Genomic DNA, 23,983 nt, shown 5'->3' with positions numbered 1-23,983 from the left:
CTGGCGTCGGTCGGCGCCTGAGCCGGGCGTCGGTCGGCTCCGCAGCCCCGCGTCGGTCAGCGCTTGCGCCGGGCGTCGGTCAGCGCTCGGGTCGCGCGTCGGTCAGCGCTTGAGCCCGGCGTTGGTGTGCCGGGTCGGTTCGGCACCTGCCGGGTCCTCGGGCCAGGGGTGCTTCGGATACCGCCCCCGCAGCTCCGCCCGCACCCCCTTGTAGCCGTCCCGCCAGAACGAGGCCAGATCGGCGGTGACGGCGGCAGGCCGCCCGGCCGGGGACAGCAGATGCACGAGCAGCGGCACCCCGGCGACCCGGGGCGACTCCTGGAGCCCGAACATCTCCTGCAACTTCACCGCCAGCACGGGCTGTTCGGGGCGGGAGTAGTCGATCCGGACTCGCGACCCACTCGGCACCGTCCACCGCTCCGGGGCGAGCTCGTCCAGCCGCCCCGCCTGACCGGAGGCCCAGGGCAGCAGCCGGGCGAGCGCCTCCCCGGCGTCGATCCGCGCCAGATCGGCCCGCCGCCGTGCCCGGCCGAGCTCTGGCTCCAGCCACTCCTCCACGCGCGCGTGCAGCGCCTCGTCGGACACGTCCGGCCAGGGCTCCCCCAGATGCAGACGCAGGAACGCGAGCCGCTGCCGCAGCACACCGGCCTCGGCCGGCCACCGCAGCAGACCGAACCCCTCCCGCCGCAGCCCGTCGAGCAGCGCGGCGCGCACCAGGCCCGGATCGGCGTCCTTGAGCGCCCGCACCGTGAGCTCCACGGCCCCCAGCCGCTCCACCCGCCGCGCCACGACGTCCCCGCCGTCCCAGCGGACCTCGTCCCGCTCCTCCAGCAGGGCTCCCGCGGCGAACCGGGCCACGTCCTCGTCCACGACCGCCCCCGACTGCACGCGCGCGTGCCCCCGGCCGACGGGCCGGTCCGCCACGGCGACGGCCACCCACTCCGCACCCCGCAGCGCACTCCCCGCGCCGACCTCCGCCCGCGTCCCCGACACCATCAGGTGCGACCCGCCATCGGCCTTGGCCACCCGCTCGGGAAAAGCGAGAGCGGCGACGAGGCCCACTCGGCGATCCTCGGAGAGCTTCCCGAGAACCTCCGCCCCGGCCCCCGGGTGCCGGTCACCGACGGGTGGGCGCACGATCTCCTCCACGGCGGCCCGCAGCCGCCGCACCTCCCTCTGCCATCGCGAGGAGTAGGCGTCACCCCCACGCCGAGCACGACGCAACGCACCCGCGAGATCGTCGCCGTACTCCCGCGGAGCCTCCTCGCTCAACAGGGCGACGACCTCCGCGGCCCGCTCGGCCCCCACCAGCGGCACGGAGTCCACCAGGGCCCGCCCCAGACGGGGATGCACACCCACCCGCCCCAGGACGGCTCCCCGCTCCGTGGCCCGCCCGGCGGAGTCGACCGCCCCCACCGCCGCCAGGACCTCCCGAGCCGCCGCCATCGCCCCGCCCGGCGGCGCGTCCAGCAGCGCCAGTCCCGACGCGTCCGGATCCCCCCAGCACGCCACCTGCAGCGCGAACGCCGTCAGGTCGGCCACCTTGATCTCCGGCGAGGGATACCGCGGCAGACGCGCGTCCTCGGCCTCCGCCCAGCAGCGGTACACCGCCCCCGGAGCCTCACGCCCGGCACGCCCCGCCCGCTGCCGCCCGGCGGCCTGCGATGCCCGAACGGTCGTCAGCGCGCTCAACCCCCGCGCGTGGTCCACCCGCGGCTCGCGCGCCAGCCCCGCGTCCACGACCACCCGCACCCCGGGCACCGTCAGCGACGACTCCGCGACGGACGTGGCCAGCACCACCCGCCGCCGCTCCCCGGGCGCCAGCACCGCGTCCTGCACGGCCGCGGGCGCCCTCCCGTGCACCTGGAGCACCTCGACGTCCCCGAGCCCCCCGAGCTGCCCGGCGACCCGGGCGATCTCGCCCACGCCCGGCAGGAAACACAGCACGTCCCCGTCCCGCTCCGCCAGCGCACGCCGCACCACGGACGCCACGTGCGTCAGCAGCGCCGGGTCGACGCGCATCCCGTGCGGCGGGCGCACGGGCCGCGCCGGAGGCGCCCACACGGTCTCCACCGGGTGCGCGGTCCCCCGTGCCTCGACCACCGGCGCCCCGCCCAGCAGCTCCGCCCACCCCTGCGCGTCGGTCGTCGCCGAGGCGGCCACCAGCCGCAGGTCCGGCCGCAGCGTCTGCCGTACGTCCCACAGGAACGCCGCCGCCGTGTCCGCGTCCAGGTGCCGCTCGTGGCACTCGTCGAGCAGCACCACGTCCACACCGGCCAGCTCCTGGTCCCGTTGCAGACGCTGCACCAGCACACCGGTCGTGACGACCTCCACGCGCGTGTGCCGCCCGACGACCCGTTCCCCGCGCACGGTGTGGCCGACGCTCTCGCCGGGCTTCTCACCCAGCAGCCACGCCATGCGCCGGGCCGCGGCCCGGGCCGCGATCCGCCGCGGCTCGGCCACGACCACGCGCCGCGCGGGACCCTCCCCGAGCAGCCCCGCCAGCGCGAGCGGCACCAGGGTCGTCTTGCCGGTGCCGGGCGGCGCCACGAGGACGGCGGTGCCGTGCCCCTCCAGCGCCTCGGTCAGGGCGGGCAGGGCATCGCGGACGGGCAGGGACTCCAGGGCGTCGTAACGGATCACGCCCTCAGTGTCGTACGACAGGGAAGAGGTCCGACGCGCGCGTGCTACGACAAGGACGAGGTCCGACGCGCGCGTGCTACGACAAGGACGAGGTCCCACGCGCGCGCTACAACAGGGACGAGTCCCCCTGGCGCGTGCCCGGTCGGACCCGCGGCCTCAGGCCGGGGGCGCTGCCGTCTCGCTCCGCTCGCAGACGAAGATCGCCGTACCGGGGATCAGGTTCCCGCGCAGCGGCGACCAGCCGCCCCACTCCGAGGTGTTCCAGGCGGGCCACTCCGGCTCCACCAGGTCGACCAGCCGGAAGCCCGACGCGACGACGTCCCGGACCCGGTCGCCGAGCGTGCGGTGGTGCTCGACGTAGACCGCCCGGCCCTCGTCGTCCTGCTCGACATAAGGAGTGCGGTCGAAGTAGGAGCCCGACACCGACAGACCCTCCGGACCCGGCTCGTCCGGGAAGGCCCAGCGGATCGGGTGCGTCACCGAGAAGACGAGCCGTCCGCCGGGCCGGAGCACCCGGCGCACCTCGCGCAGGACCTGGCGCGGGTCGGCGACGAAGGGCAGCGCCCCGTACGCCGAGCAGGCCAGGTCGAACGAGCCGTCGGCGAAGGGCAGCGCACCCGCGTCGGCGCACACCAGCGGGAAGGAACCGCCGATGCGCAGCGCGTGCTGGAGCTGTCGGTGCGAGATGTCCAGGGCGACCGGGCGCGCGCCCTGCGCGGTCAGCCAGCGCGAGCACTGGGCGGCGCCGGCGCCGATCTCCAGGACGTCCCGGCCCTTCAGCTCCTCCGGCGGACCGAGCAGCTCCGCCTCCACCTCGTCCAGACCCTCGGGGCCCCACACGAAGCGGTCGTCGCCCAGGAACGTGCCGTGCTCGATCTGGTACTCGTCCGCGTTGCGGTCCCACCAGCCACGATTGGCCCGGGAACTCTCCGTGGCACCGGCATCGCGCCGGGTGGCCTCGGGCTCGGACGCTTCGAACTCTTGGATGATCGGCTCCCTCGTACTAGTCTGCGGCTCTTCCGTCAGGTCTTCCGTCAGGCCGGTCCGGGCGGGATCGCAAAGGGGGCGTCGCGCGCCACGCGTGGCCTCGGGCGACAGAATTTGTGCCGGGTATGCGGCGTTCGCCCCGCGTGGGCGGCTTCGCGCATTGACCCTGCCCGGCTGCCCCCGTATGCTACAAGTTGCGCTGCGGGCCTGCGCACCTCAGACGTAGCAGGCTGCGCTCGCATCTGTATGTATGTCCCCTCGGTTGTCGAGGCGCCACCGTTCTTGAGAGTGGCGCTTCCTTGGCTGTCCGGCTTCTGCAGAGCGAAACGGGCTCCCGGCGTAGCAGTACCTACGACTTCAATGTCCGTACCGGAGCCCTTTCCCACATGACGAGCAGCACCGAGACCACCGCCACCACCCCGCAGGTAGCGGTCAACGACATCGGTAACGAGGAAGCCTTCCTCGCCGCGATCGACGAGACGATCAAGTACTTCAACGACGGCGACATCGTCGACGGCGTCATCGTGAAGGTCGACCGGGACGAGGTCCTGCTCGACATCGGTTACAAGACCGAAGGTGTGATCCCGAGCCGCGAGCTCTCGATCAAGCACGACGTCGACCCCAACGAGGTCGTCGCCGTCGGTGACGAGATCGAGGCCCTCGTCCTCCAGAAGGAGGACAAGGAAGGCCGCCTGATCCTCTCGAAGAAGCGCGCCCAGTACGAGCGTGCCTGGGGCACCATCGAGAAGATCAAGGAAGAGGACGGGATCGTCACCGGTACCGTCATCGAGGTCGTCAAGGGTGGTCTCATCCTCGACATCGGCCTCCGTGGCTTCCTCCCGGCCTCCCTGGTCGAGATGCGCCGCGTCCGCGACCTCCAGCCCTACGTGGGCAAGGAGCTCGAGGCCAAGATCATCGAGCTGGACAAGAACCGCAACAACGTGGTCCTGTCCCGCCGTGCCTGGCTGGAGCAGACCCAGTCCGAGGTCCGCCAGACGTTCCTCACCACCCTCCAGAAGGGTCAGGTCCGTTCCGGCGTCGTCTCCTCGATCGTCAACTTCGGTGCCTTCGTGGACCTGGGTGGCGTCGACGGTCTGGTCCACGTCTCCGAGCTCTCCTGGAAGCACATCGACCACCCCTCCGAGGTTGTCGAGGTCGGCCAGGAAGTCACCGTCGAGGTCCTCGACGTCGACATGGACCGCGAGCGTGTCTCCCTGTCGCTGAAGGCGACCCAGGAAGACCCGTGGCAGCAGTTCGCCCGCACCCACCAGATCGGCCAGGTCGTGCCCGGCAAGGTCACGAAGCTGGTTCCGTTCGGTGCGTTCGTCCGCGTGGACGAGGGCATCGAGGGTCTGGTCCACATCTCCGAGCTGGCCGAGCGCCACGTGGAGATCCCGGAGCAGGTCGTCCAGGTCAACGACGAGATCTTCGTCAAGGTCATCGACATCGACCTCGAGCGTCGTCGCATCAGCCTCTCGCTGAAGCAGGCCAACGAGTCCTTCGGTGCCGACCCGGCCTCGGTCGAGTTCGACCCGACCCTGTACGGCATGGCCGCGTCCTACGACGACCAGGGCAACTACATCTACCCCGAGGGCTTCGACCCCGAGACCAACGACTGGCTCGAGGGCTACGAGACCCAGCGCGAGGCGTGGGAGACCCAGTACGCCGAGGCGCAGCAGCGCTTCGAGCAGCACCAGGCGCAGGTCATCAAGTCCCGCGAGGCGGACGAGAAGGCCGCTGCCGAGGGTGGCGAGGCTGCCGCTCCGGCCGCGTCCGGTGGTGGCGGTTCGTACTCCTCCGAGGGCCCGGACAACTCCGGTGCGCTGGCTTCGGACGAGGCGCTCGCCGCGCTGCGCGAGAAGCTGGCCGGCGGCCAGAGCTGAACGCTCGCCGCTGAGGCATAGCCGATAGCTGAGGGGCCGCACCTTTCGAGGTGCGGCCCTTTGGCGTGCCTGGACCTTGCTGTCGTGGTCATGGGCCGGCTGCGCGGTGTTCTTCGGCGCGCGCCGGGGATCACGGCCGTGACGCCGGGCTGCCCGGGCGGTGGGCTTTCTCGCTCGGTTCCCCGCGCCCCTGGAGGGGCGCTGCATCCTCGCCAAGATCATGAATCTCCTCCCGCGGGAATGCCCGTGCCCGCAACGGCGTTGTGGAGTGTGAACACGAGGAGGAGCGGTCACTGTGCTTGATCCGCAGGATTTGTACGCCTGGGAGCCGAAGGGACTGGCGGTCGTCGACATGGCGCTCGCCCAGGAGTCGGCCGGACTTGTCATGCTCTACCACTTCGACGGATACATCGACGCGGGCGCGACCGGCGACCAGATCGTCGACCGGGTGCTCGACTCCCTGCCCCACCAGGTCGTGGCCCGCTTCGACCACGACCGGCTCGTCGACTACCGTGCCCGCCGCCCGCTGCTGACGTTCAAGCGCGACCGCTGGACCGACTACGAGGACCCCGCTCTCGAGGTGCGGCTCGTGCAGGACGCCACCGGCGCGCCCTTCCTGCTGCTGTCCGGCCCCGAGCCGGACGTGGAGTGGGAGCGCTTCGCCGCCGCCGTGAAGCAGATCGTGGAGCGGCTGGGCGTGCGCCTCTCCGTGAACTTCCACGGCATCCCCATGGGCGTTCCGCACACCCGGCCCGTCGGCCTCACCCCGCACGGCAACCGCACCGACCTCGTCCCGGGTCACCGCAGCCCGTTCGAGGAGGCGCAGGTGCCCGGCAGTGCCGAGTCCCTCATCGAGTACCGCCTGCTCCAGGCCGGACACGACGTCCTCGGTGTCGCCGCCCACGTCCCGCACTACATCGCCCGCTCCCCCTACCCGGACGCGGCCCTGACGGTCCTGGAGGCCATCACGGCGGCCACCGGACTGGTCCTGCCCGGCATCGCCCACGCCCTGCGCTCGGACGCGCACCGCACGCAGACGGAGATCGACCGGCAGATCCGTGAGGGCGACGAGGACCTCACCGCGCTCATCGACGGCCTCGAGCACCAGTACGACGCCGTCGCGGGCGCCGAGACCCGGGGCAACATGCTCGCCGAGCCGATGGACATTCCGTCGGCGGACGAGATCGGCCAGGAGTTCGAGAAGTTCCTGGCGGAGCGAGAAGGCGACAACTGAGCCGGGCTGCCGGCCAGAGTCGGGCCCGTTGGCCAGAGCCAGGCCCGGGCTGTCGGCCTGGGTCGGGCTGTCGGCCTGGGTCGGGCTGTCGGCATGGGCAGGGCCGTCGGCATGGGCCGGGGTTCGGGCGAGGTGGCCCGGGCCCCGCGAGGTGGTCCCAGGCCCGGGCCCAATGCCCCGGCCCGGCGGGAGTCGTCCGGCCCGGGCGCAGGAGCTGTCGGTGGCAGGGCCTAAGCTGCGGACCATGCTGAAGGTGGGCCTGACCGGCGGGATCGGTGCCGGCAAGAGCGAGGTGTCACGGCTGCTCGTCGCGTGCGGGGCCGTGCTGATCGACGCGGACCGCATCGCGCGGGATGTCGTCGCCCCGGGGACGCCGGGGCTCGCCTCGGTCGTCGAGGCGTTCGGGGAGGAGATCCTCGCCGCCGACGGCAGCCTGGACCGGCCCCGCCTCGGCGCCATCGTCTTCGCCGACGCGGAGAGACTCGCCGTCCTGAACTCGATCGTGCACCCCTTGGTGGGCGCACGCTCGCGCGAGCTGGAGGAGGCGGCGGCCGAGGACGCGGTCGTCGTCCACGACGTCCCGCTCCTCACGGAGAACGGCCTGGCTCCGCTGTACGACCTGGTGATCGTCGTCGACGCGGCCCCCGAGACCCAGCTCGACCGGCTCGTACGTCTGCGCGGCATGACGGAGGAGGACGCCCGCGCGCGGATGGCCGCCCAGGCGTCGCGTGAGCAGCGCCGCGAGATCGCCGACATCGTGATCGACAACGACGTCCCGCTGGAGACGCTCGAGCAGCGCGTGAAGGACGTGTGGGCCGAGCTGGTGCGCAGGTCGCAGGCGTCGCGGCCGGCCGCTACGGAATAGCGGCAGCCCGCAGGGGCGTTGAACCGGTGCAGCGAGGGAAGGACTCAGCCGTGCCCGAGACCAGCGGTCCGACCGGACGTACCCCGGAGACGCATGTCATCGACTTCCGTGCCGCCGAGCAACTCCTCGCCGCGCGGGATCCCAGGGGTGCGGTGAAGCTGCTCGACGGCGTCATCGCCACGCACCCGGAGAACACCGCCGCGCGGCTGCTGCGGGCGCGTGCCTTCTTCGCGGCGGCGCAGCTGAGGCCGGCGGAGCTGGAGTTCCAGATCGTCCTGGAGCGGGAGCCGGACAACGCGTTCGCGCACTTCGCGCTCGCCCGTACGTATGAGCGCCAGGGCCGCCCCGACCAGGCGAAGCGCCACTTCCGCCTGGCGGCCGCGCTCGACCCCAATCCGGAGTTCCTGAAGGCCGCGCGCTTCGACTCGTGACGCCGGACGGGTGAGAGGCCGGGCCCGTACGCCTGGTGGGCGGGGGCAATGCTCCCCGCCGGCCGGTGAGGTGGTGCGGGTCTGAGGCGCCGTCGTCCGCCGGTGGCCGGTGAGGTGGTGCGGGTCTTAGGCGCCGTCGTCCGTCGGTGGCCGGTGGGGTGGTGCGCCTCGCGGATGTTCGTCCAGTGGCTGGTAGGGCGGGATGTCGGGGCCCGGCTGATAGTGCGGGCCCTGCCGGATGTGCCGAAGGACCACGACCAGATCCACGGTGACGATCAGCAGCAGCACCCCGCAGGCGATCGCCCACCCACTCCGCCCGACGAGGGCGAACGCCACCGTCCCGAAGAGCGCCCAGGCCAGCCCCCAGAGGCTCAGCCAGAAGCGGGCCCGCAGGGCACTGCGCGCGGTCCGCGGTTCGCTGCCTGTACGCATCGTCGATCACCACTCCTGTCTGCAACGTACTCTTCGCGGCGAGGGAGCACCAAGGCGGCCGGGGACGCCGGCCCCCGGGCCGAACGCTGCACCCACTGGCGAACGCCACACCCCGGGCCGAACGCTGCAGCCACTGCCGGGCACCGACCCGCTGCTCGGAACCCGGCCAACCCTGGGGACGGCTCGCTCCAAGCCGGGCCATTCGTGCTGCGTTCACTCGGTCGGGTGAAGGCGGCCGGCTGTGGGAACGGGCGTGCGGACGCCGTCCGTTGGGCGGGCATGGAGACGAAAATGCGTGAGGGGTACGAGGGGACGGGACCCGGGGCCATCACCCCGGACGGCTGCGCAGTGGAGCTTTACGCCCGACTGCCCGTCGCGGACGAGCCGGAGATCATCGCGGCGGCGGTCCCCGGCGACGCTCGCATTCTGGAGCTCGGCAGTGGCGTCGGACGCATGACACACCCGCTGCTGGAGCGCGGATTCACGGTCACGGCGGTGGACGAGTCCGCGCCGATGCTGGAGCGCGTGCGCGGCGCCCGGACGATATGCGGCCCGATCGAGGAACTGGATCTGGGAGAGACGTTCGACGTGGTGCTGCTGGCGTCCTTCCTCGTGCACGCGGGGGACGCCGACGTGCGACGCGGCCTGCTGCGCACCTGCGTGCGCCATGTCGCGGAGGACGGCTGTGTGCTGATCCAGAGAGAGGGCGAGGACTACCACGCGAACGTGCCGCGCGAGCGAAAGGACCCCAGTGGCCTCACCGTCCGGATCACGGCGTCGGAACCGGTCGGCGACGGTGTCAACTCCGTACGTGCGGAGTACGAGTTCCCGGACGCGGTGTGGACCCAGACGTTCCGATCACGGCCCCTGACCAAGGAGCAGTTCGAGGACGCACTGGAGGAGGCGGGACTGAGGGTCGACCGCTATCTGACAGAGGATCGGATATGGGTCCGCGCGATACCGACGACCCGGGCTGCCGAGGGGGAGAGGCTCGCGGGAAGTTGATGGCCGGTCCCAACTGCCGTGCGCATGAGGGGAATTGGGTCGAGAGGGATCTTTCGGCTTCTCATCCCTCCGCAGCGATGAGTTCCGGTGCGAGGGCCGGTCTACCTCTCCGACATCACGGCCGATCGCTTCACCAGGAGACCTTCATGTCCGAGATCACCGCTGCCGCTACCGCCGACTCCGCACCGGCCGGCGCCGTCATCGCCGAGTCCGCCACCGCTCGTGGTCGGCGCGCGCGGATCGCCCTGCGCGCTCTGCAGGTCCTGCTCGCCCTCTTCTACGCGATCGCGAGTGCCGTGCCCAAGCTGATCGGGCACGAGTCGGCTGCCGACTCGTTCGAACGGCTCGGCTGGGGGAGCGCCGGGATGTACACCATCGGCGTGCTCGAACTGGCCGGGGCGATCGCTCTGTTGGTTCCGGTGCTCCAGTCGGTGGCGGCGATGGCGCTGGGCGCGTTGATGGTGGGCGCGTTCATCGTGCAGATAGCCGTCTTCGACGGGCAGTACGCGGCGACGCCGTTGATCCTGATCGTGCCGCTCGCCCTCATCGCGTGGGCGCGGCGGGGGCACAACGCGGATCTGCTCAACCTGCTGCTGCGTCGGGCGTGAACCGGCACCGGCCGGAGTCCGGCTCGGGACGATCCCCAGGGTGGCGTCGCTCTCTCCGGCCTCGGCACGACCACCTGCCTGCAGCGGGCCGCTCGCGGCGGCATGTCATCAGCGCACGCCTGGACCACTCAGGGCCGCGGCTTGCCCGTACCCCCGCCGACGGGCCTGCCGGGGACAGGCCCGGGGCCGGAGACGCTGCCCGGGCCCGTCACCCCACGCAGACGTTCCATCTCGCGGCGGTCGCGCTTGGTGGGGCGGCCCGCTCCACGGTCACGGATGCCCGCGGGGGCGACGGCCTCGCGGGGCGGGGGAGGCGGGGAGTTGTCGACGTAGCACTGGGTGGCGACGGGAGCGCCGACCCGCTTGCGGATCAACCGCGTGACGACGACGATCCGTTCACGGCCTTCGTGCCGCAGACGCACCTCGTCACCGACACGGACGCCATGTGCGGGCTTCACGCGCTCGCCGTTCACGCGGACGTGGCCGCCCCGGCAGGCGGTGGCTCCCATGGACCGGGTCTTGACGAGGCGCACGGCCCAGATCCAGCTGTCCACGCGAACGGTCGAACCGGCCTGCGGGCCCGCGGCCTCCGCGGCGGCGATGGCCGCGGCGACCTTCGGGTCCAAGGGCTCCGCCTCGCCCTTCCCGCCGGTGCCCGCACCCGCACCCGTACCGGTGCCCGCGCCCGTACCGGTGCCCGCACCCGCACCCGTACCGGTGCCCGCGCCCGTACCGGTCTCCGCGCCCGCGCCGGTGCCCGCGCCCGCGTCGATGCCGACAGCTTCGGCGGTCTCCGCCGGTTCTCCGGCCCCGTCCGTCCTGTCGTACTCCGCTCCTTGAGAAGCCATGCCCCCGACCCTAGTCCTCCCGAGAGCTCCGCCGGACAGAACTGCGCCCCCGGCACATTCTGCAAAACAAATTCTGCAAAAACTCTTTTGCCAAGTGGGATCCGGTGCCTAACCTCCCGGCATGGACAGCGACGAGCATGCGCGTCGGCTCGACCCCGAGCACGACACCGCCGCCTTGAAGGCCCTCACCCACCCCCTGCGCATCCAGCTGCTCGGGCTGCTGCGGCAGGACGGTCCGGCGACGGCGAGTGAACTGGCCGCACGGACGGGGGAGTCGTCGGCGTCGACCAGTTACCACCTGCGGGTGCTGGCCAAGTACGCGTTCATCGGTGAGGCCGAGCATCGTGACGGGCGGGAGCGGCGCTGGCGGGCGCTGCACACCGTGACGTCCTGGAGCAACGCGTCGATGGAGTCCTCCGAGGCGGGCCGGGCCTTCGTCGGTCTGGCGCGGCGACGGCAGGTCGAGCACTTGGAGAGGTCCCTCGCCCGGCACGAGGCGGACCTGGCGGCGGGGCGCCTCGGCCAGGAGTGGGTGGAGCCGTCCGGGATCAGTGACCTCATGCCCCGGCTGACGGCCCAGTCGCTGACCGAGCTCTGGGACACCGTGGCCCGGAAGCTGGAGGAGCTGACGGCCCGGGACGCGGACGACCCGCACGCGGAGAACGTGCTGCTCCTCACCGCCGGACTGCCCCTCGCGGCGCACACCCCTGGGGACGCGGACCCGCAGGGCGCCTCATGACCGAGCTGCCGGGGGCATCGACGGCTCGCCGTCGTTACGCGACCGTGTGCGCGCTTCTGTGGCTGCCGTCGGGGCTCGGCCTGGCCTCGATGGTCCTGCTGCTCAGCGAACGCGGCATGTCCCTGGCCACGATCGCGGGGCTCTTCGCCGCCCAGTCGCTCACCGTGGCCGCGCTGGAGCTGCCCACGGGAGGGCTCTCCGACGTCCTGGGACGCCGCCCGGTACTGGCCGTGGCCGGTGTGTTCAACGGGGTCGCCGCCGTCCTGGTCGGCCTCGGCACCACCGCGTGTGTGCTCACCGCGGGCCTGGTGTTCATGGGCGTGGGCCGGGCCTTGTCCAGCGGCACCGCCGAGGCCTGGTACGTCGACACCGTCCAGGCATGTTCCGGCCCGGACGCCGAGCTGCGCACGGGGCTGGCCCGGGGCGGGTCGGCCACCTCCGCCGCGCTCGCGTCCGGCATGCTGCTCGGCGGTGCCCTGCCCTGGCTGCTGTCCCTGGGTCCCGGCCTCGGCGCCCGGCTCAGCGAGGCGACGCACGGTGTGGTGCTGCCCCTGTCCGTTCCCCTGCTGCTGGGAGCCGCCGTCAGGGTCGTTCTCGTCTGCTACGTGCTGGCGGTCCTGAAGGAGCCGCCGCGGCCGCCCGCCACCCTGGCTGCGGTGCTGCGCGGCGTCCCGGGCACGGTCCTGGGAGGACTGCGGCTGGGCGGCAGGGACGCACTGGTGCGCCGGATCCTGCTCACCGCCGCGGCCGTCGGAGGCGCCCTCGCCACCATCGAACTGCTCGTCCCGGGCCGGACCGTCGGGCTGACCGGAGCGCCCGGCTCCGGAGCGATGGCGTACGCCGTGCTCTCCTGCGCGGGATTCGCCTGCAACGGTGTGGGCAGTCACCTCGCGCCCCTCACCGCCAGGGTCGCGGGCGGTGGCGAGCGGGCCGTACTGGTCTGTCTCGGCACCGGGGCGGTCGGCCTGGTGCTGCTCGCCGTCACCGCGACCTCGGCACAGCCGCCCGCGACAGCCCTCGCGGTCGTCGGCTTCTGCCTGCTCTACCTCGGTGTCGGCGCCGCCTCCCCGAACCAGAACGCCCTCCTGCACCGCCGCGTCACGGCCGCGGGCCGCGCCACCGCCCTGTCCGTCCAGTCCCTCGCTCTGCAGCTGGCCGGGGCGCTCGTCGGCCTCGTCGCGGGGGCGTTGCGGCCGGGTCCGCTGCCGTGGCTGCTGGCCGGTGCGGTGCTGCTCACCGGGGCCCTGCTCTGGCTGCGCCGCGTCGGCGACCGGGCCGCGCCGGAGACCGCCGTCGCCTCGCGTGCGCGCGCCGGGAGGTCCTGAGCGTTCTGTCCCCCGGTGCGGGGGAGGGCGCCCGTCGCCTCTACGGTGGAGTGATGGACGCCAGCGGTCTCCCCCTCCTCGACCGGCGCATCGCGGACTGCCGGGCCTGCCCGCGGCTGGTCTCGTGGCGCGAGGAGACGGCCCGGGTCAAGAGAGCCGCCTTCGCGGACTGGACGTACTGGGGCCGGCCCGTGCCCGGTTTCGGGCCTGCGGACGCCCGGCTGCTGATCGTCGGACTCGCCCCCGCCGCGCACGGCGGCAACCGCACCGGACGGATGTTCACCGGCGACCGCTCCGGCGACGTGCTCTACGAGGCGCTGTACGACGTGGGCCTCGCCTCCCAGCCGACCGCCGTGCACGCCCATGACGGCCTGGAGCTGCACGGTGTGCGCGTCACCGCGCCCGTGCACTGCGCCCCGCCCGCCAACAAGCCCACCCCCGAGGAGCGGGACACCTGCCGCCCCTGGCTGGTGCAGGAACTGCGGCTGCTGCGCCCCACGCTGCGGGCCGTGGTCGTCCTGGGCGGTTTCGGCTGGCAGGCCGCGCTGCCCGCGTTCGCCGAGGCCGGCTGGTCCGTGCCCCGGCCGCGGCCCGCCTTCGCACACGGGGCGCGCGTCCCGCTGGACGGGCTGGAGCTGTTCGGCTGCTTCCACGTCAGCCAGCGCAACACCTTCACCGGCCGTCTGACCCCCACGATGCTGCGCGACGTCCTGCGCACGGCCGGGCACGCGGCACAGCTGCCCACCCGCGACGGCTCATGAGCGGCCTCTTCCCGGAGCCGCCGGCGCCGCGGAGGCCCCCGGGGCAGTGATCCGCGCGCGACCGTCCAGGGTGACGTCGTCGTGGACTGCCGAGAAGGCCGCCCGGCGGGCCCTGTCCTCGGCTACTCGGGAACGACGGCCGTCGCCGTGATCTCCACCAGCTGTCCCGTGTACCCGAGGCACGCCACGCCGATCAGCGTCGACGAGTGCGGGCCCGTACTGAGCCCGGACGCCTCGACCACGCTCCACACGGCGGACAGCACGGCCGGCTCGCTGCTCACCACGTACACGTCGGTCGCCACGACATGCGCCAGATCGCTCCCCACGGCGCCCAGTTGCTCCCGCAGGTTGGCGATGACCTGCTCCGCCTGCCGCGCCGGATCCCCGGGTCCGACGAGCGCGCCGTCGGGTCCCAGCGGTACGGACCCGGCGAGGAACGCCAGCCGTGTGCCGGCTTCCACCACGGACGCGTGGGAGTAGGACGGCGGCGGAAAGAGGCTCGGGACGGTGACGCGGCGGATCACGTGGGGTCTCCGATCTGCGGGCGGCGGCAGGAGCAACCCACTGATCATGCGGGCCCCGCAGCCGGGCGCGCACGCGTATTTCGGTACCCGGCGCCAGGGCCGCCCTCCTAGGCTGCCCGGGACTCGTCCTGCCCGGGCAGCATCCCCCCGGGGACCCGTCCGCCCCGGAGCCGTCCGCCGACCAGGAGCCCGCCGTGCCCACCTTCCCGGACCAGACCCTCCCGGACCAGACCCTCCCGGACCGCCCCCTCCCGGACCGCCCCCTCCCCGACCACACCTTCCTCGCCGCCACCGCCCACCGACTGGCCGCCCTGCCCGCCGTCGAGGCCGTCACGCTCGGCGGCTCCCGGGCCCAGGGCACCGAACGGCCCGACAGCGACTGGGACCTGGCGGTCTATTACCGCGGCGCCTTCGACCCGGCCGACCTCCGCGCGGTCGGCTGGGAGGGCGAGGTCAGCGAGATCGGTGCCTGGGGCGGCGGCGTCTTCAACGGAGGGGCCTGGCTGACGATCGAGGGCCGTCGCGTGGACGTCCACTACCGCGATCTGGAGGTCGTCGAGCACGAGGTGGCGGAAGCGGCGGCGGGTCGCTTCCGCGTCGAGCCCCTCATGTTCCACCTGGCGGGCATCCCGACGTACCTGCTCGTCGCCGAACTCGCGGTCAACAAGGTGCTGCGGGGCGAACTGCCGCGCCCGGACGCCTATCCGCAGGCCCTGCGCGAGAGCGCCCCGGCGCACTGGCACGGCATGGCCACGGCCACCCTCGCCTACGCCGGGGCCGGCCACGCCCCGAGGAACGCCGTCACCCAGGTCGCGGGCGCGATCGCCCTCGCCGCGACCCAGACGGCGCACGCGGTGCTGGCGGCGCGCGGGGAGTGGGTCACCAACGAGAAGGGGCTGGTGGCGCGGGCAGGGCTGGGGGAGGTGGACGCGGTGCTGCGCGGCCTCCCGGACGGCCCGGACGCGCTCGCCCGGGCCGTCGCCGACACGGAGACGCTCCTCGCCCGGGCCGTTGACGCCGTCACCGCCGGGTGAACTGGACTCGGGTCGGCTGGACGGTGTCCGGGCGGATCGCGATGCCGTCGACGGTGAGCTGTTCCCCGTAGATGTCGGTGAGCCTGAGGGGGCCGCCGCAGCCGGTGCCGCCGGGGGAGAGGAAGTAGTTGTAGTCGGTACGCGTCAGCCGGGTCCAGCCGCCGCCGGTCCTGACCTCCAGCCGGGCGAGCGGGTTGCGATGACTCAGTGCCTGGATGCCGCACCAGTGGCTGCTGGAGCCGGTCTTGTAGCGGATCGAGAGGGTCTGCGACAGGGCAGGGCTCTGCAGGCTCCAGGTGATCGGTATCCGGCCCGCGGAGAGCCCGGCGAGCTTCGCGAAGGCCTCCTTGCTGAGGTCGAGTTGACCGGGGGCGCAGGGCAGTGGGCACTCGTTGGTGATCCGGACCGTGACGGAGGCGCCGTTCGCCGCACGGACGAGGACGTACGCCCCGCACGCCCGGGACGTCTCGTAGTCGGCGTGGTTCATCGCCGCGACCATGAGGTCGGGGCTCGGGCCGTACAGGCAGGCGCCGTCACCGTCCCCGGCGTCGTAGTGGGTGGCGACGCCGTTGTAGGTGGTTCCGGGCTTGATCCGTCCCGCCAGGGGAGCCGCGCCGGACACCGGGCGGGGTGCGGACGGCCGGGTGGCGGCGGGCGCGGGCCGCGCCGAACGGGTGGGCGCGGCGGACGCCGGGGCCCGGGAGGCCTTGGAGGCTTCGGAGGGCTTGGGCGTCTTCGAGGGCTTCAGGGCCGGTGACGTCGCGTGCGTCGCCCGCGGGGCGGTCGGCCGGGCGCCGGTGGCGGGCTCGGCCGCGGTGCGCACCGTGTCCGCTCCGCCGCCGGGGAGCAGGGCGATCACGAGGGAGACGAGGAGACCCACGGCCGCCGCGGCGACCGTGAGGGTCAGGGCCGTGCGCCGCTTGCGGAGGGGACGGCGATGGGATCGGGATGCCACGGATGAGTCCTTCGGGTCCGTGCGTGGTTCGGGAGAACGCGCGCTCACGGCCCTTGGTGGCCGCCGGGTCCGTAAAGGTTGCCGCGGCTCCCGACCCGCCGGCGCGGCACCGGTTGCGTACATAAAGAACACGCGTCCCGATGCGCCCGACACATTCCGGAAACCTGTCCTCCGGAAACCCCGCCTACCGTGGTCGACCACACCCCACCACGCCCCACCCCCTCCCAACGCCCCGGCCGCCGTCGCCCGAAGGCCCACCCCTGCCCTCGCCGAGACGACAGGAGCACCGTGTCCCGCCGCACCGCCCCGACGCTTCCGCCCTGGCTCGCGCACGCCCTGCGTGCCCAGCGGGGGCCGGTCCCCTGGAACGCGGTGACGCGGGGCGCCCTGTCCGCGGGGCCCCTGCTGCTGGTGGCCGTGCAGGCCGGTCTCACCTCCCTCGGCGTGGTCGCCGCGATCGCCGCCATGCTCGCCGGGATCAACGACCGGCCCGGGAGCCGGCGCCACTCGGTCGAGCGGATCGGCGTGCCCGCCCTGGGCGGTGCGGCGGGGCTCGTGATCGGCACGTACGCCGGACAGCAGACCGGAGCGGTCGTCCTCACGGTGGTGCTCACGTTCGTGGGGCTCGTCGCCGGGGGGATGAGCGCCGTCGGGCCCGTCGCTTCCGCCGCCGGGACGCAGGTGCTGGTCGGCGCGGCGATCGGCGCCGGGATGCCTCTGCCGGAGCCCGGATGGGCGCGGGCACTCGCCTTCCTCGCCGGTGCGGGGTGGCTGCTGGCGCTGCGCCTCCTCCTGCCCACGCCCGGCTCGCTGGCCGGTGACTTCCGGTTCGACGGAGAGCGCACGGCCGTGGCCGGGGTGTACGAGGCGGTCGCCGAACTGCTCGACGCCGTCGGCGGTCCGGACGCCGTCCGCCGCCGGGCCGCGCTGACCGCCGCCCTCGACCACGCCCAGGACGCCCTCACCGGGCCCCGGCTGCGGAAGTACGCCTCCTCGTCCGCCGAACGGCGGCTGCACGCGCAGTACGCCGCGGCCTTGCCCCTGGCGGAAGCCGCCACCGCCCTCGCCTGGGCCGGGGAACCCGTCGCCGCGCGGGCCTCCGAGGGCCCCCGGCGCCTGGCCGCCGCCGTGCGCGGCAACACCCACACCGGGCCGCTGCCGGCCCCCGCCCGTTCCGCGCCCGCGCTGCGTGCCCTCGACGATGCCCTCCTGCACGCCGCCGAGGTGTTCGACCAGGGCCGGGGCGGCGACCTGCACACCCGGCCGCGCGGCGCCCGGGACCGGCTGCGCGCCGTCCTCGGCAGTGCCGGACGCGAGTACGGGCTGCGCGTCGCCCTCTGCTTCGGCGTCGGCTCGGCGGTCGCCCAGGCCCTGCACCGGAGCCAGTGGTACGGGCAGCACGATCACTGGTACTGGCTGCCCGCCACGGCCGTCTTCCTGGTCAAGCCCGACCTCGGGCCGCTCGCCTCGCGCGTGCTGAACCGGGCCGCAGGGACCGTCCTCGGGGCGCTGCTCTTCGGCGGGCTCGCCGCCGTCCTGCCCCACCCGGAAGGGCTGATCGCGCTCGTCGCCCTCAGCGGCGCGCTGATACCCGTGGCCACGCGGCACTTCGCCGCGCAGACCGCCGTCGTCACCGTCCTCGTCCTGGCGCTCGTCATGGTCGGCGGCGAGCCCCAGGCATCCGTCGGCCGGATCGGCGAGACGCTGCTGGCCTGCGCGATCGTGCTGGTCGTCGGGCACCTGCCGATGCCGGGCCAGCGCGGCGGGGGAGTGCGCGCCCGGCTCGCGGCAGCGCACGACGCCGCGTACGCCTACCTCACCCACGTGCTCGACGAGGCCGACGCCCCACGCATCGGGACCTCCGGCACCCCCTCGGCCCACGGCGCCACCCCCGCGAACCACGGCGCCACCCCCGCGAACCACGGCGCCACCCCCGCGAACCACGGCGCCACCCCCGCAAACCACGGAGTCACCCCCGCGAACCACGGCGCCACCCCCGCGAACCACGGCGCCACCCCCGCGAACCACGGCGCCACCCCCGCGAACCACGGCGCCACCCCCGCGAACCACGGCGCCACCCCCTCGGACCGCCGCGCGACCCGCTGGACCCTGCGCCGGGAGGCCTACCGCACCCTGGCCGAGGCCCGTTCGGCCATCTCGCTCGCCGCCCACGAACTGCCCGCCCTCGCCCGGCACACCGAGGGCGCGGACGAGGTGGCCGACCTCCTCGAGCGCCTCGTCGACACCACGACCGCCGGCGCCGTGCACCTCGACGACACCGGTCGGCTCGGGTCCCGCCACGAGGAGCGCCTCACGGCCGTCCTCGCCGAACTCGCCGAACTCGCCGAACTCGCCGGGCGGGGCGCCCGGGTGGGTCTGCGACCGCACGGGACACCCCTGGCCGGCTAGGGGTTTCCGGCTCGTGGCCGCCCTCGCGGACCCGCGCCCGCTCGCCGGCCGAGTCGCGGTCGGCGCACCTCCACGGCGTCGCGGCGCTCCGTGCGGTCAGGTGCTCAGCCGCCGACCCGCACCCACACCGGAGCGTGGTCCGACCCTGGCTCGCCCCGCCGTTCCGCGGGGTCCGGACCGACCGAGGGCAGAGCGGGCGGGCCCTCGCCGGGCAGGCCCGTGCCCGCCGCCGTCGCCCGCCGCACCAGTCGGTGGCTCAGCAGCACGTGGTCGATCAGCTCGTGCCGCCCGGAGTTCACCCGGGACCAGCGCTGCCCCGGCGGAATGAGCGGGGCCACGTCCCACAGCCGCATGGCGTCGCCCCGGTCGGGCCGGCCGTGGCCCGGTGTGCCGATCTCCGACCCCGGCGGGCCCAGCAGGAGCTGCGTGGTCGCCGCCTGCACCTCGTCGTTCAGGTCGCCCAGGACCGCCACGTCCCGCCCCTGCCCGTCCCGGGCCAGCAGCTCGTCGGCCAGGGCACGCAGAGCCGTCGCCTCGGCGGCCCGTCGGTACAGGGCGTAGGCGCCGTAGCGGGCGCGTTCGCCCTCGTCGTGCGGCTGGAAGCGGCCGTTCGGATACGACAGCAGCTTGGACTTCAGATGGCAGACGGCCAGCCGCAAGGGGCCGTCCCCGCCCTCGATCTCGACCGCCAGGACGCCCCGCCCCGCCTGCCCCGCCGTCAGCCCCGAGTCGTCCGCCTGCACCGGACGCACCTCCGCCGGGAGAGCCCGGGTGTCGGCCACCACCGTCATCGCCGTACGGCTGAGGAACCCTACCCGTATGCCCCGGTTGTCCGGGTGCTCGGACACGGCGACGTGCCAGTCGTCGTCGAGCATCCCGGCCAGGTCCTTCAGGGCCTCCGGGTCTCCGACCTCCTGCACGCCGAGCACGGTCGGATCGAGTTCCGTGATCACGGCGGCGAGGGCGGCGAGCTTCATCTCGTAACCGGCCTCGTCCCGCGGGCCGTACGGGCCGCCGGGGCGGTAGAGGTTCTCCAGGTTCCACGTGCCGAGGAGCATGCCGGGCTCCCTTCAGAAGCCGACAGTCGCGGTGGTGAGGCCAGGGTGCGCGCCCGGGCCGTTCCGCGACAGAGCCGTGACGGGATGTGCGGTTCGGCTCATGCCACCCCACGACACGGTCGTACGTCGGCGTGGTGACGCCTTCTGCCGCGGACTGTCCCGCCGAGCTCATCATCAGCGCATGTCCGGTCCTCGCGCACGACGATCAAGAGCGGTCGCGTGGTGCGGGTACGGCAGCGGAACCGGAGGAGGGGCAGCGGAACCGGAGGAGGGGCCGGCCGCGCTCGTCGACCGCGGTCGACGGCGCACGGAGCACCCGAGAGGCGCGCGTCGGCCGTGATGCGCCTGGGGAACGTGAGCACCTCTCGTATCACGAGACGTACGACGACTGATACGGAAAGTGAACACATGCGCCAAGAGGCTGAGAGGCTGGTCACACTAAGCGGTGAACGCGTGTCGAGTACGTCTCAGAACCGTCACTTCGCGAGCCGTTCACCCCATGGTTGGCGTTTAACTCTACGAGTACAGCGCGACATGGAGGTGCAGGGTGAACGGGCGAACGGTGCTCGAGCGCTTTCCCGCAGGTGGGCCGAGAGGCTCCTGGCCTGCGGAGGAGTTCGCGCAGGCGCGGCGCAGCGAGGGCCTGCCCGCCGAGGTGGTCATGGACCTCGCCTCGGACATGTTCCTGGTGATCGTGCGCAGCGGTGACGCGGCCGACGCCACGGCCTGACGCGCGCCGTCAGCCCGCCTTCGGCGCCGGCACCTTCCCGGCCGGCGCGGGCGACGAGGCGAACTGCTCCGCCTGGAGCGCGTACAGCTCGGCGTAGAGCCCGCCGGTCGCCAGCAGCTCGTCCGGCGTTCCCGACTCCACCAGCCGGCCCTGGTCCAGGACGTGCACCAGATCCGCGTGCCGTACGGACGCCAGCCGGTGCGTGATCAGTACGACGGTCTGGCCGCTGTCGGCCAGGGCCCGGATCCGCTCGAAGACCTCCAGTTCGGCCCGGGCGTCCAGGGCCGCCGTCGGCTCGTCCACGATCAGGATGCGGCCCCTGCGGTAGGCCGCCCGGGCGATGCCCAGCCGCTGCCACTGGCCGCCCGACAGCTCGTGCCCGCCGCTGAAGTTCCGGGCGAGCAGCGTGTCCAGCCCGCGCGGCAGGTCCGCGATCACCGCCTCCGCCCCGGCCTCGGCGACCGACGCGGCCAGCCGGTCCTCGCACACGGGCACCGAGGGCCGCCCCAGGGCGACGTTCACCCGGGCCGTGAACGGCCACCGCTTGAAGTCCTGCGCCACCATCGCGATCCGCTCGGCCAGCCGGTTCCGGTCGGCGGTCGCGGCGTCCACGTCGTCCCACAGGATCCGCCCCCGCTCCGGTGTGTAGAGCCCGGCGAGCAGCTTGACCAGGGTCGTCTTGCCGGAGCCGTTCTCACCGACCAGGGCCACGATCCGGCCCAGCGGCAGGGTGAGCGTCACATCGTCGAGGGCGGGACGGGCGGACTCTCCCGGGTAGCGGAAGGTGACGTTCTCGAAGCGGATCTCGCGCGGATCCTCCGGCAGCCGTGAGCCGCCCGCCGGGATCGCCCACTGCTCCGCCTCGGTGTAGAGCCGGTGCAGATCGCCGACGAACAGCGCCTCCTCGTGCAGCGCGTTGACCTCCACGACGAGCGTGTCGAGGCTCTGCGACCCGGTCCGGATCGCGATCACGGCCGTACCCGCCACCGACAGGGCCATCGCGCCCGCCAGCAGCAGTCCGCCCAGCGTCGCGTACGTCGCCACCGTGGCCAGGCCCGTCCACGCCGCCGCGATCAGACCGGTGCGCGCGGCGAGTCCGGCCAGGCGCGCCTGCTCGGCCTCGGCCGTCTCCGACATCGCGCGGAAGTGCCGCAGCAGGAACGACCCCACCCCGTGCACCCGGATCTCGGGTGCCGCCGCGGGCTCGATCAGCAGGCTGCCGAGCAGCCGGCCCGCACGGGCGTGCTGCACCCAGGCGTGGAAGGACTCGTAGCGCCGCCGGGCCACGGTCAGCGCGCTCCATGCGCTCGGCAGGGTCATCGTGACCAGCAGCGGCAGCAGGGCGGGGTGCAGCACGGTCAGCACGCCCGCCGCCGCGATCAGCGAGATCATCGCGTTGATCACGCGCGTGCCGTAGGAGATCATCCGGCTGGCGGAGGCGGCGCCGTACTGGGCGGTGTCCAGCAGTTTGTGGAAGGCGTGGTCCTCGATCGCGGCCAGCTCCACGGCCGCGGCCCGCTCCAGGTACCGCTCGGTGGCCACCCGTTCGACCTTGGGCTCCAGCCGGCCGGTGGCGTAGGTGCTCGCGGCCCGCAGCAGGGCGGCGAGGAACATCACGGCCGCCACTGTGACCAGGGCGGGGACGGCGCCGCGCAGACGGTCGTCGAGGGGGCCGCCGCCCATCAGCCGGGCCAGCACGCTGTTCACCGCGAGCAGGCTCACCGCCTGCGCGACGCCCCGGCCCGCCTCGGCGGCCAGCACGATCCGCGCGGCGTTGCGGTCCGCCTGCCGGGCGAGCCGGAGGCTGGCCGCGAGCAGGGACGGCAGCCGGGTGATCATGGCGCGGAAGTTCAGCTCCAGGAACGCGTCGGCGTGGCTGTTCCAGCCCATGTCGTAGCGCAGCGGCCCGCCGAAGAGCAGCCGCTCCGACTCGGACACCTCCGGCGCGGTCCGCTTCTTCCCCACGGTCGACCTACCTCCCCGCTCGGGCCCGTTGCTGAACGAACGGCCACTATCGCGGGGCGGCCACCGGCCCGGGCAGGGCGCAGCCCGGGGCGCCGGATGCGCGCGGGCGCACGACCGGACCGGGAGAGGTGCGGGGCGGCGCGGGGATGTGGGGTGGTGTGGGGACGGCGGGTCGGGGTGCGCTGGGGGATGCGACGGGGTGCGGGGTGCGCGCGCCGGTGTCGGGGATCAGGGTGCTCACGTGGTCCGAGCGGAGGCCGGCCTGATCGGGCCGTCGGCTTCGCCTACGCGCTGACCGGGCGCGACCAGGACGGTGCCGTCCCCGTCGCGCGGCACAGGGCCAGATAGAGGGGGATCGGCGGGGTGTACGGAAGGGTGCCGTCCGGGCGGTGGATCAGCTCCGGCAGCTCCGGCAGGTCCGGGACGACCGCGCCGGTGACGTAGCGCGCCGGGGCGGGCCACTCCAGGGCGTGGTCCGAGTCGGACGGCACCAGCCACCACCAGTGCGTCCCGTCGGCGTAGACGCAGCCCACACGGGGCAGCCGCGGCATGACCAGCGGGCCGAGGCGGGCCGGGACGGCGATGGCGTCGCAGCCGAGCGGGGCCGTCATGCCGTCGGGCACGGGCAGGCGCAGGACCGGGCCGGGTGCCCTCAGCCCGCGGCGGACGCGCAGCAGCGTGTCCAGGTTCAGCACGCGGCCTGCCGGTGCGGGGCTCATGCCGGCCCCCGCTCCCGGCGGCGCTCCTGCCGGGGCACCTCCGGTGCTCGCGGGTGGCGTGCCTGGTGGGTGGCGTCGTCGGAGTCGTCGGACGGGTCCCGCTGGGGGCGGGTGCCCCACCCCAGGTCGTCACGGGGCTCGGCCCGATCGAGCGGGAGCTCCGCCGTGCGCGGCAGCTCGGCCCAGACCAGCAGCCCGGGACCGTCCTCCTGGGCACCCCAGGACCGGCACAGGGCGTCGACGAGGAGCAATCCCCTCCCGTGCTCCTCCTCGGGCTGTGTCCGGCTGGCGGCGTGGGGCTGGCCGGGAGCGCAGCCTTCGTCGCGCACGGCTATCCGCACCAGGTCGCCGCCGTCGCGCAGCTCGCACACGATGTGGGTGCTCGCCGTGTGCACGATGGCGTTGGTGACCAGCTCGGACACCACCAGGGCCGCGCTGTCGCACGTGTCCTCGCACACCGACCAGCCCGTCAGCCGGGCCCGCGTCAGGCGTCTGGCCTGTGCGGGAGAACCCGGATGTGCGGCCAGCTCGAAACGGAACCGGCGCTCGGCAGCGGCCCCGAGGGGGACCTCTCCCGTGGCGGCGCCCAGCCCGAGAGGGGCTCGCGCGGCGTCTGTTCCTAAGGGCGCGGACGGAATCACGCTTGCCACTATCGCCGTGCCGTGAACACTTGGCAAGTGTCACTCTGAAAATTGCAGAGTGCTGTGTGACGGTCTGGATGGCCATGGCACACTGCTCGCAACAGCACCCCGCGCGGCGCCAGTTGAGATCGTCGAAGATTCGTTCGAAACGCTTGTTCGGATCAGCTCTTCGAAAGGTCCTCGAATG

Annotated in this window: 22 protein-coding genes; 12 read left to right on the top strand and 10 right to left on the bottom strand. The window is 73.7% G+C overall.

The genetic code is table 11. From position 1 onward, the window contains the following. Window positions 1-102: 102 nt before the first annotated feature. Together hrpB and ACFV20_RS21575 are read right to left on the bottom strand one after the other, a co-directional pair. Window positions 103-2,643: an ATP-dependent helicase HrpB gene (gene hrpB / locus ACFV20_RS21580; protein WP_385658759.1), complete on the bottom strand. Its 2,541-nt coding sequence runs from the start codon at window positions 2,641-2,643 to the stop codon at window positions 103-105. Window positions 2,644-2,799: 156 nt separating this feature from the next. Next, on the bottom strand, window positions 2,800-3,681 hold the full coding sequence (locus ACFV20_RS21575) for a class I SAM-dependent methyltransferase (protein ID WP_385658892.1): 882 nt from the start codon (window positions 3,679-3,681) through the stop codon (window positions 2,800-2,802). 335 nt (window positions 3,682-4,016) lie between these two features. Here ACFV20_RS21575 and rpsA point away from each other — a divergent pair, with 335 nt between their 5' ends. From rpsA to ACFV20_RS21555, 4 genes are all read left to right on the top strand, one after another. Then, window positions 4,017-5,513, top strand: a complete 1,497-nt coding sequence (rpsA, locus tag ACFV20_RS21570; protein ID WP_161368364.1) for a 30S ribosomal protein S1 — start codon at window positions 4,017-4,019, stop codon at window positions 5,511-5,513. Between the two features lie 295 nt (window positions 5,514-5,808). After that, complete coding sequence (locus tag ACFV20_RS21565; protein WP_385658757.1) at window positions 5,809-6,747, top strand: PAC2 family protein; 939 nt, start codon at window positions 5,809-5,811, stop codon at window positions 6,745-6,747. A gap of 244 nt (window positions 6,748-6,991) precedes the next feature. Then, entirely contained in the window at window positions 6,992-7,612 is a 621-nt protein-coding gene (gene coaE, locus ACFV20_RS21560) for a dephospho-CoA kinase (protein ID WP_385658755.1), read from the top strand. Between the two features lie 50 nt (window positions 7,613-7,662). Continuing rightward, on the top strand, window positions 7,663-8,043 hold the full coding sequence (locus ACFV20_RS21555) for a M48 family metallopeptidase (RefSeq protein ID WP_104779441.1): 381 nt from the start codon (window positions 7,663-7,665) through the stop codon (window positions 8,041-8,043). Between the two features lie 126 nt (window positions 8,044-8,169). Here the strand turns inward: ACFV20_RS21555 and ACFV20_RS21550 are convergent, their stop codons facing one another. Continuing rightward, the gene (locus tag ACFV20_RS21550; RefSeq protein WP_385658753.1) at window positions 8,170-8,475 is read right to left on the bottom strand and encodes a DUF6343 family protein; all 306 of its coding nucleotides are present in this window, start codon (window positions 8,473-8,475) and stop codon (window positions 8,170-8,172) included. A gap of 279 nt (window positions 8,476-8,754) precedes the next feature. Between ACFV20_RS21550 and ACFV20_RS21545 the strand changes: the two genes are divergently transcribed. Both ACFV20_RS21545 and ACFV20_RS21540 read left to right on the top strand, forming a co-directional pair. Continuing rightward, entirely contained in the window at window positions 8,755-9,480 is a 726-nt protein-coding gene (locus ACFV20_RS21545; RefSeq protein ID WP_385658751.1) for a class I SAM-dependent methyltransferase, read from the top strand. A 146-nt stretch (window positions 9,481-9,626) separates the two neighbouring features. Next, entirely contained in the window at window positions 9,627-10,088 is a 462-nt protein-coding gene (locus tag ACFV20_RS21540; RefSeq protein ID WP_385658750.1) for a DoxX family protein, read from the top strand. A 128-nt stretch (window positions 10,089-10,216) separates the two neighbouring features. Here the strand turns inward: ACFV20_RS21540 and ACFV20_RS21535 are convergent, their stop codons facing one another. After that, a complete protein-coding gene (locus tag ACFV20_RS21535; protein WP_385658749.1) occupies window positions 10,217-10,936 on the bottom strand; it encodes an RNA-binding S4 domain-containing protein in 720 nt (239 codons plus the stop codon). A gap of 121 nt (window positions 10,937-11,057) precedes the next feature. Between ACFV20_RS21535 and ACFV20_RS21530 the strand changes: the two genes are divergently transcribed. The 3 genes from ACFV20_RS21530 to ACFV20_RS21520 are packed head-to-tail and all read left to right on the top strand — an operon-like array spanning window position 11,058 to window position 13,761. Next, window positions 11,058-11,675: an ArsR/SmtB family transcription factor gene (locus tag ACFV20_RS21530; protein WP_385658748.1), complete on the top strand. Its 618-nt coding sequence runs from the start codon at window positions 11,058-11,060 to the stop codon at window positions 11,673-11,675. Continuing rightward, a complete protein-coding gene (locus ACFV20_RS21525) occupies window positions 11,672-13,000 on the top strand; it encodes an MFS transporter (RefSeq protein WP_385658747.1) in 1,329 nt (442 codons plus the stop codon). Before ACFV20_RS21530 ends, ACFV20_RS21525 begins: the two co-directional genes overlap by 4 nt. Window positions 13,001-13,053: 53 nt before the next feature. Continuing rightward, window positions 13,054-13,761: a uracil-DNA glycosylase gene (locus tag ACFV20_RS21520; protein ID WP_385658745.1), complete on the top strand. Its 708-nt coding sequence runs from the start codon at window positions 13,054-13,056 to the stop codon at window positions 13,759-13,761. Between the two features lie 122 nt (window positions 13,762-13,883). Here the strand turns inward: ACFV20_RS21520 and ACFV20_RS21515 are convergent, their stop codons facing one another. Further along, window positions 13,884-14,285 (bottom strand): RidA family protein, encoded by a 402-nt coding sequence (locus ACFV20_RS21515; protein WP_385658743.1) that lies wholly within the window; start codon window positions 14,283-14,285, stop codon window positions 13,884-13,886. 302 nt (window positions 14,286-14,587) lie between these two features. Here ACFV20_RS21515 and ACFV20_RS21510 point away from each other — a divergent pair, with 302 nt between their 5' ends. Next, window positions 14,588-15,319 carry a nucleotidyltransferase domain-containing protein gene (locus tag ACFV20_RS21510; protein WP_385658890.1) on the top strand — a complete coding sequence of 244 codons (732 nt, stop codon included), beginning with the start codon at window positions 14,588-14,590 and terminating at the stop codon, window positions 15,317-15,319. Here ACFV20_RS21510 and ACFV20_RS21505 read toward each other — a convergent pair. Next, window positions 15,306-16,274: an expansin EXLX1 family cellulose-binding protein gene (locus ACFV20_RS21505; RefSeq protein ID WP_385658741.1), complete on the bottom strand. Its 969-nt coding sequence runs from the start codon at window positions 16,272-16,274 to the stop codon at window positions 15,306-15,308. The genes ACFV20_RS21510 and ACFV20_RS21505 overlap by 14 nt on opposite strands. 288 nt (window positions 16,275-16,562) lie before the next feature. On the opposite strand from ACFV20_RS21505, the gene ACFV20_RS21500 reads away from it, so the two are divergent. Then, on the top strand, window positions 16,563-18,683 hold the full coding sequence (locus ACFV20_RS21500) for an FUSC family protein (protein ID WP_385658740.1): 2,121 nt from the start codon (window positions 16,563-16,565) through the stop codon (window positions 18,681-18,683). A gap of 104 nt (window positions 18,684-18,787) precedes the next feature. Here the strand turns inward: ACFV20_RS21500 and ACFV20_RS21495 are convergent, their stop codons facing one another. Next, entirely contained in the window at window positions 18,788-19,741 is a 954-nt protein-coding gene (locus tag ACFV20_RS21495; protein WP_385658738.1) for an endonuclease/exonuclease/phosphatase family protein, read from the bottom strand. A 547-nt stretch (window positions 19,742-20,288) separates the two neighbouring features. Between ACFV20_RS21495 and ACFV20_RS21490 the strand changes: the two genes are divergently transcribed. Then, window positions 20,289-20,471, top strand: coding sequence for a hypothetical protein (locus ACFV20_RS21490; RefSeq protein ID WP_361116131.1), 183 nt, complete (start codon window positions 20,289-20,291; stop codon window positions 20,469-20,471). Between the two features lie 9 nt (window positions 20,472-20,480). On the opposite strand, the gene ACFV20_RS21485 is transcribed toward ACFV20_RS21490, so the two are convergent. The 3 genes from ACFV20_RS21485 to ACFV20_RS21475 form a co-directional block, all read right to left on the bottom strand. Further along, a complete protein-coding gene (locus tag ACFV20_RS21485; RefSeq protein ID WP_385658737.1) occupies window positions 20,481-22,436 on the bottom strand; it encodes an ABC transporter ATP-binding protein in 1,956 nt (651 codons plus the stop codon). Between the two features lie 284 nt (window positions 22,437-22,720). Further along, complete coding sequence (locus ACFV20_RS21480; protein ID WP_385658735.1) at window positions 22,721-23,155, bottom strand: hypothetical protein; 435 nt, start codon at window positions 23,153-23,155, stop codon at window positions 22,721-22,723. Next, a complete protein-coding gene (locus ACFV20_RS21475; protein WP_385658733.1) occupies window positions 23,152-23,805 on the bottom strand; it encodes an ATP-binding protein in 654 nt (217 codons plus the stop codon). Before ACFV20_RS21475 ends, ACFV20_RS21480 begins: the two co-directional genes overlap by 4 nt. Window positions 23,806-23,983: the final 178 nt, after the last annotated feature.

This window comes from Streptomyces sp. NPDC059696 (assembly GCF_042733745.1).
GTDB lineage: Bacteria > Actinomycetota > Actinomycetes > Streptomycetales > Streptomycetaceae > Streptomyces.
Note: the sequence above shows the minus strand (reverse complement) of the source record. Positions and strands in the feature narration are given on the sequence as shown.